The organism is Allobosea sp. TWI1241 (assembly GCF_039673065.1).
Taxonomy (GTDB): domain Bacteria; phylum Pseudomonadota; class Alphaproteobacteria; order Rhizobiales; family Beijerinckiaceae; genus Allobosea.
Map to the genome: position 1 here is coordinate 35,364 of NZ_JBDJKW010000009.1, position 11,148 is coordinate 46,511.

Annotated in this window: 11 protein-coding genes; 4 read left to right on the top strand and 7 right to left on the bottom strand. The window is 70.9% G+C overall.

Features of this window, described 5'->3' with window-relative positions; all coding sequences use genetic code 11:
- Nucleotides 1–169: 169 nt before the first annotated feature.
- Together ABE438_RS12955 and ABE438_RS12960 are read right to left on the bottom strand one after the other, a co-directional pair.
- Nucleotides 170–1,681, bottom strand: coding sequence for an ATP-binding protein (locus ABE438_RS12955; RefSeq protein ID WP_346503051.1), 1,512 nt, complete (start codon nucleotides 1,679–1,681; stop codon nucleotides 170–172).
- A gap of 193 nt (nucleotides 1,682–1,874) precedes the next feature.
- Nucleotides 1,875–2,201 (bottom strand): YARHG domain-containing protein, encoded by a 327-nt coding sequence (locus tag ABE438_RS12960; protein ID WP_346503052.1) that lies wholly within the window; start codon nucleotides 2,199–2,201, stop codon nucleotides 1,875–1,877.
- A gap of 285 nt (nucleotides 2,202–2,486) precedes the next feature.
- On the opposite strand from ABE438_RS12960, the gene ABE438_RS12965 reads away from it, so the two are divergent.
- The 4 genes from ABE438_RS12965 to aat all read left to right on the top strand — a co-directional run bounded on the left by ABE438_RS12965 (nucleotide 2,487) and on the right by aat (nucleotide 6,205).
- Entirely contained in the window at nucleotides 2,487–3,272 is a 786-nt protein-coding gene (locus ABE438_RS12965; RefSeq protein WP_346503053.1) for a DsbA family protein, read from the top strand.
- A 252-nt stretch (nucleotides 3,273–3,524) separates the two neighbouring features.
- Nucleotides 3,525–3,983 (top strand): acetyl-CoA carboxylase biotin carboxyl carrier protein, encoded by a 459-nt coding sequence (accB, locus tag ABE438_RS12970; protein ID WP_346503054.1) that lies wholly within the window; start codon nucleotides 3,525–3,527, stop codon nucleotides 3,981–3,983.
- A gap of 30 nt (nucleotides 3,984–4,013) precedes the next feature.
- Nucleotides 4,014–5,378, top strand: a complete 1,365-nt coding sequence (gene accC, locus ABE438_RS12975; protein ID WP_346503055.1) for an acetyl-CoA carboxylase biotin carboxylase subunit — start codon at nucleotides 4,014–4,016, stop codon at nucleotides 5,376–5,378.
- A gap of 122 nt (nucleotides 5,379–5,500) precedes the next feature.
- Nucleotides 5,501–6,205 (top strand): leucyl/phenylalanyl-tRNA--protein transferase, encoded by a 705-nt coding sequence (gene aat / locus ABE438_RS12980; protein ID WP_346503056.1) that lies wholly within the window; start codon nucleotides 5,501–5,503, stop codon nucleotides 6,203–6,205.
- On the opposite strand, the gene ABE438_RS12985 is transcribed toward aat, so the two are convergent.
- The 5 genes from ABE438_RS12985 to ABE438_RS13005 form a co-directional block, all read right to left on the bottom strand.
- Nucleotides 6,202–6,828 (bottom strand): FUSC family protein, encoded by a 627-nt coding sequence (locus tag ABE438_RS12985; RefSeq protein ID WP_346503057.1) that lies wholly within the window; start codon nucleotides 6,826–6,828, stop codon nucleotides 6,202–6,204. The two genes, aat and ABE438_RS12985, sit on opposite strands and share 4 nt — an antisense overlap.
- 7 nt (nucleotides 6,829–6,835) lie before the next feature.
- Nucleotides 6,836–7,441: a DUF2155 domain-containing protein gene (locus ABE438_RS12990; RefSeq protein ID WP_346503058.1), complete on the bottom strand. Its 606-nt coding sequence runs from the start codon at nucleotides 7,439–7,441 to the stop codon at nucleotides 6,836–6,838.
- 108 nt (nucleotides 7,442–7,549) lie between these two features.
- A complete protein-coding gene (locus tag ABE438_RS12995; RefSeq protein WP_346503059.1) occupies nucleotides 7,550–8,818 on the bottom strand; it encodes an MFS transporter in 1,269 nt (422 codons plus the stop codon).
- A 113-nt stretch (nucleotides 8,819–8,931) separates the two neighbouring features.
- Nucleotides 8,932–9,342: an NADH:ubiquinone oxidoreductase subunit NDUFA12 gene (locus tag ABE438_RS13000; protein WP_346503060.1), complete on the bottom strand. Its 411-nt coding sequence runs from the start codon at nucleotides 9,340–9,342 to the stop codon at nucleotides 8,932–8,934.
- A gap of 120 nt (nucleotides 9,343–9,462) precedes the next feature.
- Nucleotides 9,463–10,467, bottom strand: coding sequence for a serine hydrolase domain-containing protein (locus ABE438_RS13005; protein ID WP_346503061.1), 1,005 nt, complete (start codon nucleotides 10,465–10,467; stop codon nucleotides 9,463–9,465).
- Nucleotides 10,468–11,148: the final 681 nt, after the last annotated feature.

The window sequence follows — 11,148 nt, forward strand, 5'->3', positions numbered from 1 at the left end:
AACGGCTTCCGGGGGCGAGGGGACTGCCTCGCCCCCGGCAGCAGTCCTTGTCCCGATGCTCGCCTCACGGCGAGCATTTTCGTTTCGGGGCACGGGGAGACGCCGCCGGCATTGCGGGCCGGCTCCTGCGGTCAGGGCTGCTGTCCCGCGAAATCCTAGGGAAGCCGAGTCAGCCGCGGGCCCGGCGCGTCGGGATGCCCCGCATCGCCACGGCGGCCGCGAGGCCGGGGGCGGTCTCGACGCCGAGCGTCGGCAAGGCGAGGGTGCGCTGGCCGCGGAAATCGACATGGCAGACCAGGAGCCCGCGCTCCTCGATATAGCCGAGCAGGCGTCGCGCACGGCTCGGCGAGTGGCTGCCATAGGCTTCCGCCAGCTCGGCGTCGGAGGGGCAGGGCGCGCCCTCGATCGCGGCGCGCGCGATGAACAGGAAGAAGCCGTGCAGGTCTTCCGGCAGGGATTCGGCGGCGGTCAGCGCCTTCTCCCAGGCATCGGAGGACAAAACCTCCTCGCTGGCACCGGCGCGCGCCACGGCGAGGCGCTTGCGGAAGGCGTCGAGGCTGGTCTCCGGCCCGCCGATCCGCCGCATCCGGCAGCGCACGGTGAAGTCCTGGTAGAGCACGGCGACCTGCCGGTCGCGCGATTCCGGCTCGTCGAGCAGTTCGTTGAGGATCGCGACCAGCGCCTCCTCGCGCTCGGCCGGGTCCATTTCGATCTCGGGCTCGGGCGGCGGCGCCGGCGGCCCCTGCGTCTCGATGCGCCGGATGATCTCGGGCGCCGCGGAGGGCCGTGGGCGCGGCTGGCGCGGCCAGGGGGCGGGCGCCGCCTCGTCCTCCCCGGCGGTGAAGATCAGCTTGCTGGCGTCCTCTGGCGCCTGCTCGGGCAGGGGCAGCAGGCCGGGCGCGCCGCCGCGGTCGACCGAGGCGACCGGGCCGATCCGCACCGGCAGCGGCCGCTTCGACAGGGCGGGGCCCAGCGCGACGAACTGGCCGCGCTCAAGATCGCGGAACATCTCGGCCTGGCGCCGGTCCATGCCGAGCAGGTCGGCGGCGCGCTGCATGTCGATATCGAGGAAGGTGCGGCCCATCAGGAAGTTCGAGGCTTCCGCCGCGACGTTCTTGGCGAGCTTGGCCAGGCGCTGCGTCGCGATCACGCCCGCGAGCCCGCGCTTGCGGCCGCGGCACATCAGGTTGGTCATCGCGCCGAGCGAGAGGCGGCGCGCCTCGTCGGACGCCTCGCCCGCCATCACCGGGGCGAAGAGCTGCGCCTCGTCGACCACGACGAGCATCGGATACCAGAAGGAGCGCTCGATCTCGAACAGCCCGCCGAGGAAGGCGGCCGTGGCGCGCAACTGCTCGTCGGCGTCGAGCTCCTCGAGATTGAGCACGACGGAGACGCGATGCTGGCGCACGCGCAGCGCGATCTTCTGCAGTTCCTGCGGGCTCGCCGTGCCGTCGACCACGACATGGCCGAACTGGTCGGCCAGCGAGACGAAGTCGCCTTCGGGGTCGATCACCGCCTGCTGCACCAGCGGCGCGCTCTGTTCGAGCAGGCGGCGCAGCAGGTGCGACTTGCCCGAGCCGGAATTGCCCTGAACGAGAAGGCGCGTCGCCAGCAGTTCCGCCAGGTCGAGCTCCGCGGGATCCCCGCTGCGCGTCGAGCCCATGTCGATGCCGGTTTTCATGCCTTGTCTTGCGTCACCAGGGATGCGGGCGGCCGGAGCGCCTGACGGGCGGTGGCCGCGGGAAGGGCCGAGGTCTAGCACGCGGCCCCGTGCCGGCGGTCGCGCCGGCGCGCCGCCATCCACAGCTTATTCCACGCCGCCTCCAGGGGTGGAAGCCGCGTCGGGCGCAAGGCCGCTGCCCGCGACCGCGCGCTCAGTTCGGGCAGCCGATCCGCCGCTCGACATGGCGGATGTCGGCGATCGTCCGGCGCTGCTGGGCCGAAAGCGGAACGTCCTCGGCATTGTCGTAGACGCAGCCGGCATTGCCGAAGGCACGGATGCCGCGCTGCGTGTTGAAGCAGTAGCCCTGCGCCTTGTAGATCTCGTTGCGCTGGTACCAGAGGTCCTCGCAGCTCTGGGCGAAGGCCGGCGCGGCGGCCAGCAGCGGCAGGCCGAGCCCGGCCGCGAGGGCGAGCAGGGGAAGCCGCAGGGCGGCGCGGCGGTGGCTGGTCCGGGTGGGGATCTGCATGATGGGCTGCATGACGGGTCTCTCCGATCCTGGCTGTGCCGGGCTCTTGCGGGACTGTCGGCGGTTTTCGCCGGCGCCTGGCAGGCTGCGCCCCAATTCGGGCCGGTCTCGGGCAGAGCGCGCTGTCGCAGCTGTGAATTGACCTGCCGCCGCCCTCCGGCCGACAAGGAACGCGCCGGGGAGAGGACGATCGCGACCGATTCCGCGGCGGGAGTGGATCGCGATACAAAATCCGCCGCGATTGCGCGGCAGCATGCCTCGACACATCAAGCGCCCGTCGTTGAAAGGAACGTCTCCATGTTCATCGGTTCGCCTCGCAGGCTGGCCTTCGCCGGCCTCGCCGCAGCTTCGCTCTGCTTCGGCGCGGCCCCGGCCATGGCTCAGTCGCAGGCGCTGAGCCCCGAGCAGCGCAAGGCCGTCGTCGAGCTGATCCGCGAGACGCTGATGAAGAATCCCGATCTGGTGATGGATGCGCTCTACGAGCACGAGCGCCGCAGCCAGGAGGCGCAGCTCGCCGCGCAACGCAAGGCGATCAGCGACGTCGCCACCCTTGTCGACCCGGCGACCTCGATCATCGCCGGCAATCCCAAGGGCGACGTCACGCTGATCGAGTTCATGGATTACAATTGCGGCTTCTGCAAACGCGGGCTCGAGGACGTGGTCGCGCTGGTCAAGGCCGATCCGAACCTCAAGGTCGTGGTCAAGGACTTTCCCTTCCTGGGGCCGGGCTCGGAAGAGGCCAGTCGCGTCGCCTTCGCCGCCAAGAAGCAGCTCAGCGGCGAGCGTTACTGGGACTTCCATCTCAAGCTGATGCGCAGCAAGGGCCAGATGAACTTCGCCCGGGCGCTCGAGATCGCGCGCGAGTCCGGCGCCGATGTCGCCCGCCTGAAGAAGGACGCCGAGACGGACGAGGTCCGCGAGGCGATCGGCAAGGTCGTCGAGCTCGGCCGCCAGATCGGCATCCAGGGCACGCCGGCCTATGTCGTCGGCGACGAGCTGGTCTCGGGCGCCGTCGGCGAGGCGGTGCTGAAGCAGAAGATCGATTCGGTCCGCAAGTGCGGCAAGACCGATTGCAGCGGCTGAGGCCGCCCGCGCGCCGAGGCGCAATCGGCCGGCGAGGGCGCTAGCGGCCCCCGCCGGGGCGTTCCCTGCGGTTTTCTCGGGTGAGGGCGGGCCGCCGCGCGGCATTCGCCCTTTTCCTGCCGGGGTCTTCCGGTTAAGACCCCCGTGAGCCGGGCGCCCGCGACCTCCGTCGCCGGCGCGCCTTCGCATATTCGGCGTTCATCGGGACGGTTCCCGTCCCGCCCATCGAGACTGAAGACGGTGAAGCCCGCCATGGCGACCAAGAGCCCCATCGATCCCGAACTCGTGCGCGAGATGGCGCAGCTCATCAACGAGACCGACCTGACCGAGATCGAGGTGCAGAAGGGCGACCTCCGCATCCGCGTCGCGCGCACCATCACCGCGACCGTGATGGCGCCGGTGGCGGCGGCTCCCGCTGTGGCTGCTCCTGCCGCCGTCGCCGCGGCCCCGGTCGAGGCCAAGCCCACCGCCGCCCATCCCGGCGCCGTCACCTCCCCGATGGTCGGCACCGCCTATCGCCGCCCGTCGCCGGACGCCAAGCCCTTCGTCGAGATCGGCAGCGAGGTGAAGGCCGGCGAGCGCGTGCTGCTGGTCGAGGCCATGAAGACCTTCAACGACATCGTCGCGCCGCGCGCCGGCAAGGTCGTCGCGATCATGGTCGAGGACGGGCAGCCGGTCGAGTACGGCGAGCCGCTGCTGGTGATCGAGTGATCGGGCCGGCCGGAACGGGGGCTCGCTGAGATGTTCGAAAAGATCCTGATCGCCAACCGCGGCGAGATCGCCCTGCGCGTGCTGCGCGCCGCCAAGGAGCTCGGCATCGCCACCGTGGCGGTGCACTCCACCGCCGACGCCAACGCCATGCATGTGCGCCTCGCCGACGAGAGCGTCTGCATCGGCCCGCCGGCCGCGCGCGAGAGCTATCTCAACATTCCGGCCCTGATCGCCGCCTGCGAGATCACCGGCGCCGACGCGGTCCATCCCGGCTACGGATTCCTCTCCGAGAACGCCCGCTTCGCCGAGATCCTCGAGCGGCACAACATCGCCTTCATTGGCCCCAAGGCCGAGCATATCCGGGTGATGGGCGACAAGATCGAGGCCAAGCGCACCGCCAAGCGCCTCGGCATTCCCTGCGTGCCCGGCTCGGAGGGCGGCGTCAGCGACGAGGGCGAGGCGTTGCGCATCGCCCGCGAGATCGGCTTCCCGGTCATCATCAAGGCCGCCGCCGGCGGCGGTGGCCGCGGCATGAAGGTCGCGCGCAGCGAGGAGGAGCTCGTCGTCGCGGTGCAGACCGCCCGCACCGAGGCGAAGGCCGCCTTCGGCGACGACGCGGTCTATATCGAGCGCTATCTGCAGAAGCCGCGCCATATCGAGATCCAGGTGCTCGGCGACGGACGCGGCAACGCCATCCATCTCGGCGAGCGCGACTGCTCGCTGCAGCGCCGCCACCAGAAGGTCTGGGAGGAGGGCCCGTCGCCGGCCCTCAACGCCGGCGAGCGCGAGCGCATCGGCGGCATCTGCGCCAAGGCGATGGCGGATCTCGGCTATCTCGGCGCCGGCACCATCGAGTTCCTCTACGAGGATGGCGAGTTCTACTTCATCGAGATGAACACCCGTATCCAGGTGGAGCATCCGGTGACCGAGATGATCACCGGGATCGACCTGGTGAACGAGCAGATCCGCATCGCCGCCGGCGCGCCCTTGTCCATCCGCCAGGAGGACGTGGTGATCGAGGGGCACGCGATCGAATGCCGGGTCAATGCCGAGCATCCGGCGACGTTCCGGCCCTCGCCGGGCAAGATCGTCTCGTTCCACACCCCCGGCGGCCTCGGCGTGCGCGTCGATTCGGCGGCCTATCAGGGCTATGCGATCCCGCCGCACTACGACTCGCTGGTCGGCAAGCTGATCGTCCACGGCCGCAACCGGGCCGAGTGCCTGATGCGCCTGCGCCGCTCGCTCGACGAGTTCGTCGTCGACGGCGTCGACACCACGCTGCCGCTGTTCCGGACCCTGGTGCGCAACCAGGACATCCTCAACGGCGACTACAATATCCACTGGCTCGAGAAGTTCCTCGCCGCCGGTGGCATGGACGAGCAGAACCAGGGCTGAGCCGGCTTGCGCTGCCCGTCCGGGGCCGGGCCCCGGACGGGCGCGGCCGCGACGGCGTGCGCCTTGGTTCCGCCCCGCCCGCATGGTTTGACAGCCGTCCCCGCCCGCGCTCCCATCACGCCATGAAGGCACGCTCCATTCCCGCACGGACGCCCGCCATCACGCCGGAGCTCCTGCTGCGTGCCTATGCGGCGGGCATCTTTCCCATGGCGGAAAGCGCCGACGATCCCGGCCTGTTCTGGGTCGAGCCCGAAGAGCGCGGCATCATCCCGCTCGACGATTTCCACCTGCCCTCCCGGCTGGCGCGGCGCGTCCGCTCCGACCGCTTCGAGATCAGGGTGGACCATGATTTCGAGGCGGTGATCGCGGCCTGCGCCGAAAGCCTGCCGGACCGCGACGAAACCTGGATCAACGGCCGCATCCGCACGCTCTATGGCGCGCTGTTCCGCATGGGCCATGTCCACACCGTCGAGTGCTGGCGCGAGGGGCGGCTGGTCGGCGGGCTCTACGGGCTGGCGCTCGGCGCCGCCTTCTTCGGCGAGAGCATGTTCCATCGCGAGACCGACGCCTCCAAGGTGGCGCTGGTGCATTTGGTGGCGCGGCTGCGGCGCGGGGGCTTCCGGCTCCTCGACGCGCAATTCAAGACCGACCACCTCGCCCAGTTCGGCACGCGCGAGCTGCCGCGCGACGTCTATCGCGACCTGCTCGACCCCGCGGTCGCGGATGAGGCCGAGTGGTGGTGCTGGCCGGCGGGCAGAACGGTGACGGGGCGCGAGGCGCTGGCCGAGCTCGCTCCGCAGCCGGGAGCGGCGCCGGAGGCCGATTAGGCGCGCGGCGGCGGTGCGTCGTCGCGCTGCATGGGGGCCGGGGAGGTCGCTGCCGCGCCCTTGACGCTCCGGTCGAAGCGCGAGGCCAGCCAGACGATCGCGATGGCGACACAGACCCCCCAGCCGACCTCGAAGACGCGCGACAGCATCATGCGCTGCGCCGTGCCGGCATGCGGCACGATCAGGATGATCGTCGCGGTGATGCCGGCGAGCCGGGCGGCGGTCGCGACATTGAGCAGCCAGGCGACCAGCACCGAAAGGCCGACCGCCAGCGCGTAGCTCGCGATGTGCTGGCCGGTGATCAGGATGACCACGACGCCGATCAGCCCGCCGATCGCGGCGCCGACGAACTGGTCGCGCGCCATGCTGCGGGTGGCGCCGAATTCGCTCTGCACCACGGCAATGGCGGTGATCGCGGCCCAGAAGCCTTCCTGCAGGCCGAGCGCCTGGGTCGGCAGATAGGCGACGAGCGCGGCGACCGTCGACATCACGCCGTGTTCGAGGCCTTCGCGCAGGCGCACGCGCCGCGGCAGCTGCTTGGCGAGGCTCGCCAGCCTGCCGCGCAGCCGTCTCAGCCGGGCCTCCGCGTTGCGCGAGGCGCCGGGAAGGCCGCTGTCGCTCACGCCGGCCTCAGCCGCCGCCCGTCGGGTCGCGGCCGCCCGGAACCGGGTTCGTCGGGAAGAAGCGCTGCGTCGGCGCCTGCTGCGGCCGCACCGGCACGCCCTGGCGCGGGGCCACGTCGATGCGCTGGTTCGGCGGGGGCGGCGCCTGATCGCGCGGCGGGCGGGGCGTGCGCTCGTCGGGCGGCGGAGGCGGTGCTTCCGGTTCCTTCGGATCGACGACCAGCTCGGTGCCGCCTTTGCAGTCGGTCAGCCAGACATCGTAGATCGCGTGCTCGACGCCGTGCAGGCCGGGGCTCGCCGCATACATCCAGCCGGTGAATATCCGACGGTACTCGTTGTCGAAGGTGACCTCGTCCACCTCGGTGAAGGAAGTTGTCTGCGGCGCCTCGGTCGGCGGGCGGGTCCAGCACACCCGCGGCGTCAGTTGGAGAGAGCCGAACTGCACCGTCTCGTCGATCGCCACCTCGAAGGAGATGATGCGCCCGGTGATCTTGTCGAGCCCGGCGAACACCGCGGTCGGGTTGCGGATGCGATCGGCACTGGCCGGCGTCGCCAGCACGAGCGCCGTTCCGGCGAGGGCTGCGAGATGGGCTACTCTGCGAAGCGGATGCATGCTGGCTTGACGATTCTCTGCGGGCGCGGCGCGACCGCGACGGCCGGGAGTAACACGGTAAACGCAGCGGAAAAAGGGCGGATGGCAGGCGCGCCGGCCGGCCCCGCCTCAACCCGCGGCCGGCTGGCCCGAGAGGGGCGGAGTTCCGCCGTCCGGCCGGCTGCCCGGCAGGTCGCGCGTCTCCGGCAGCAGCGCGAGGAGCAGGACGAGCCCTAGCCCCGCCAGCACGCCGAGCGTGACGAAGGCGGCGCTGTAGCCGTAGGTGTAGACGATCGCCCCGGCGACCGCGGTGCTGAGCGCGCCGCCGATGCCTTGCGCGGTGGCGATCGCGCCCTGCGCCACGTTGAAGTGCCCGGTGCCGCGCGTCAGGTCGGAGACGATCAGCGGGAAGAGCGCACCGAAGATGCCGGCGCCGACGCCGTCCAGCAGCTGGACGCCGATCAGCCAGCCCGGTGCGTCCGAGAGCGGATAGAGCAGGCCGCGCAGGCACAGCACTGCGAGCGCGGCTGCGAAGATCGGCTTGCGGCCCCAGCGGTCGGCCCGCGCGCCGACGACCAGCGCGACAGGCACCATGACCAGCTGCGCCGCGACGATGCAGGCCGACATCAGCGTCGTGCCGAGATCGGGCGAGGCCAGCGCCAGCTTCTGGCCGACCAGCGGCAGCATGGCGGCATTGGCGAAATGGAACAGCGTCGTGGAGGCGGCGAAGACCAGCAGCGGCGGGCTGGCGAGCAGCACGCGGAGGCCGCTCGGCCGCGCGGGATCGGCTTTGTCGTCCTGCGCGTCGTGCAGGCCGCGCGCCACGTCATGGTCGATCGCCTTGGGATCGATCGCAAGCGTCGCCGCGATGCTGGCGACCGCCATCGCCGCCATCAGCCAGAATACGGCGATCGGGCCGAACCAGTAGGCGAAGCCGCCGGCGAGCAGCGCGGCGGAGGCGTTGCCGGCGTGGTTGAACGCCTCGTTGCGGCCGATGCGCCGCGCGAAGGCCTTGGGGCCGACGATGCCGAGCGTCACCGCCGCGATCGCCGGCGGGAAGATCGCGCCCGCCATGCCCGAGAGCGCCTGGAGCAGGGTGACCGGAACCAGCCCCGGCACGAAGGGAATCGCCAGCGACGCCACGGTGATGGCGATCGCCGCGACAATCAGCACCGTCCGCTTCGCGCGGGTGGCGTCGATCAGCGCGCCGGCCGGCGTCTGCGCCACGATGCCGGCGATGGCGGCGGCCGAGAGGGTGAAGCCGATCGAGGCCTCGTCCCATTTCTGCACCGTCAGCAGGTAGATCGCGAGATAGGGGCCGAGGCCGTCCCGGACATCGGCCAGGAAGAAATTCAGCGCGTCGAGCGGCCGGGCCGCCTTGTCCTCGGTCTGACCCATGGCTGCCCCCGTCCGCGACTGCGCGGATCAACCGGCGCCGGGCCGCGAGGTTCCGGGCGTAGACACAAAAAAGCCGGCTCTCGCGAGAGCCGGCTGGGTCTGTCGCGGACGCCTCAGCGGCCGGGCGTCCAGGGCTGGTAGTCGCCGGTCGCCGGCGGCCGCTCGTTGAGGCCTAGCGTCGAGCCCTTGGGCCGGTAGGCGAGGGCGGTGCCGGTGTGGTTGGGCTGGTGCGGCCGCTGCCATTCGCGCGGCTGGTAGCTCTCCTCGGAGGGCGCCACGTCCACGGTGTGGTGCAGCCAGCCGTTCCAGCCGGCGGGGATGGTCGAGGCCTCGATCGGGCCGTTATAGACGACCCAGCGGCGCTGGATGCCGAGCGCCTTGTCCTTCACGCCGCCCTTGGTGCGGTAATAGACGTTGCCGAACTCGTCCTCGCCCACCTTCTCGCCATGGCGCCAAGTATGGAAGCGCGTGCCGAGGGTCTGGCTGTTCCACCAGGTGAAAATCTGCAGCAGGGTCTTGTTCATCGCTTCGCGTCCGCGGAAGGCCGGGCTCAGCCGGACTTATGAAGACCGCGCCCCGTCCTGTCCAGTGCGGCGCGGTCGCAAGGAGGCCAAGGCGGAGCCAAGGCAAGGGCTAAGGCGGGTTCAGGGCGCGGCGCGGGCCAGCGCCTCGATCAGCTTGAGCGCGTCGCGCGTGCGGATCTTCTCCGGATTGCGGTGCGGATCGACCGTCTGCACCAGCACGAGCTTCTTCGCCGGCACGATCGCCAGCAGATGCCCGCCGAAGCCGGAGGCCAGCGCCGCCCCCGGGCCGAAACGCTCGGGCGCCAGTGCCCACCAGAGATAGCCATAGGCGCGCCAGGGCCGGTCGGTCGCGGCATGGGCCGCCGTCGATTCGCGCACCCAGTCGCGCGGGACGACCTGCCGCCCACCCCAGCGGCCGCCATCGACATAGAGCAGGCCGAAGCGGGCGAGGTCGCGCGCGCTCACGCGCATGGGATAGGCAGGGTGGCGCGAGGCGGGGGAGAGCGCATAGCGGCCGTCCGAGGCGCGGAAGTCCTCCATGCCGATCGGGCCGGCGATCTGCCGGGCGAAGGCCGCGAAGATGTCCTCGCCGGTGCGCTCGCGATAGATCGTGCCGAGCGCGTTGAAATCCCAGTTGTTGTAGAAGAAGAAGCTGCCCGGCGGATGGCTGCCGCGCGCCGGCCGGTTGCGGCGGATCGGCGGGGTCTCGTGCGCGGCGCGCAGATAGACGCCGGAGCGCGCGCTCAGCAGGTCGCGCACCGTTGCCTTGCGCTCCTGGGTCGTCAGTCCCTCTTTGTCGTCGATGCCGAGCGCGCCGAGCGTGGTGTCGAGGTCGATCCTGCCCTCGTCCACCGCCTGTCCATAGAGCGCGCTCAGCAGGCTCTTGCGGATCGAGGCGACGTCGACCCTGCGTGCAAGGTCGCCATAGGCGGCCACCGGCTTGCCGTCATGGATCAGCATCAGCGCCACGGGCTGGCGCGCCGCGACATACTGATCCAGCGAGGCGAGCGCCTGTTTCGGCCAGCCGGCGGGATCGGGCGGCGGCCAGTGGCGGCCGGGCTCGGCGCGGGCCGGGGCGAGTGCGGCGGTGAGTGTGAAGGCGAGGGCGGCGATCAGCGTCTTCACGGCGGCGGCCTCCGGCTGTGGCTGCGATGGAGCGGTATGAAGCGGGCGACTTCGTGGCGGCGATGCAACAGTGCCCGGCGATCGTACACCTCCCCGCGCCCCGTCCACAGCCGGCCGATCGGCACGGCCGGAGGGTCGATTCGAGGCCGCCCGGCCAGTCTCGGAACGGCCGCCGGAAGCCCTGCCGGAGCGCCGCGGCCCGCGGATTCAAGCACTTGCGCCGGCGCCTGCAGCCTATGTCTCCGAAAGGCGTTGCAGCCGGTATCCGAGGCCGCCTTTCGGGCACCGAAAAATCCGCATGTCCTGTCCGCCCTGGCCAGCCGCCTTCGCGGCGTCGTGGATTCCCGTTGCCTTTCCGCAGCTTAGCCGGAGGCTTGAAACTTATCCCCACAACACACATCTCGATACCAGATGTCGTGCCCGTCATGGTGTCGGCGCACTATTCCTTGACGCCCGGTCAGGATCGGGGCTAGATTTTGACCGTCGCGTGACGACTGGCGGAAACGCTTTTCAGGCTCGCGCGCGTTGAGTTTTCCGTACGAGTCGGGCGGTTTCCGCGGCGTATCCAGGCGATATGCCGGGCGGTTTCGCGCGTCTCGATCGGCCTCGTCCCGAGCAGCGGCAGGAGCCGTTTCCGGGCCGGGGGAACACCGAACCGAGTTGAGCTGACACCGGGCCGGC

Bases quoted from the DNA above. Each gene is read 5' to 3' on its own strand.
- accB (WP_346503054.1), top strand. From the start codon at position 3,525: ATGGCGACCAAGAGCCCCATCGATCCCGAACTCGTGCGCGAGATGGCG.
- ABE438_RS12995 (WP_346503059.1), bottom strand. From the start codon at position 8,818: ATGGGTCAGACCGAGGACAAGGCGGCCCGGCCGCTCGACGCGCTGAAT.
- ABE438_RS12960 (WP_346503052.1), bottom strand. From the start codon at position 2,201: ATGCAGCCCATCATGCAGATCCCCACCCGGACCAGCCACCGCCGCGCC.
- ABE438_RS12990 (WP_346503058.1), bottom strand. From the start codon at position 7,441: ATGCATCCGCTTCGCAGAGTAGCCCATCTCGCAGCCCTCGCCGGAACG.
- ABE438_RS12965 (WP_346503053.1), top strand. From the start codon at position 2,487: ATGTTCATCGGTTCGCCTCGCAGGCTGGCCTTCGCCGGCCTCGCCGCA.
- accC (WP_346503055.1), top strand. From the start codon at position 4,014: ATGTTCGAAAAGATCCTGATCGCCAACCGCGGCGAGATCGCCCTGCGC.
- ABE438_RS13000 (WP_346503060.1), bottom strand. From the start codon at position 9,342: ATGAACAAGACCCTGCTGCAGATTTTCACCTGGTGGAACAGCCAGACC.
- aat (WP_346503056.1), top strand. From the start codon at position 5,501: ATGAAGGCACGCTCCATTCCCGCACGGACGCCCGCCATCACGCCGGAG.
- ABE438_RS12955 (WP_346503051.1), bottom strand. From the start codon at position 1,681: ATGAAAACCGGCATCGACATGGGCTCGACGCGCAGCGGGGATCCCGCG.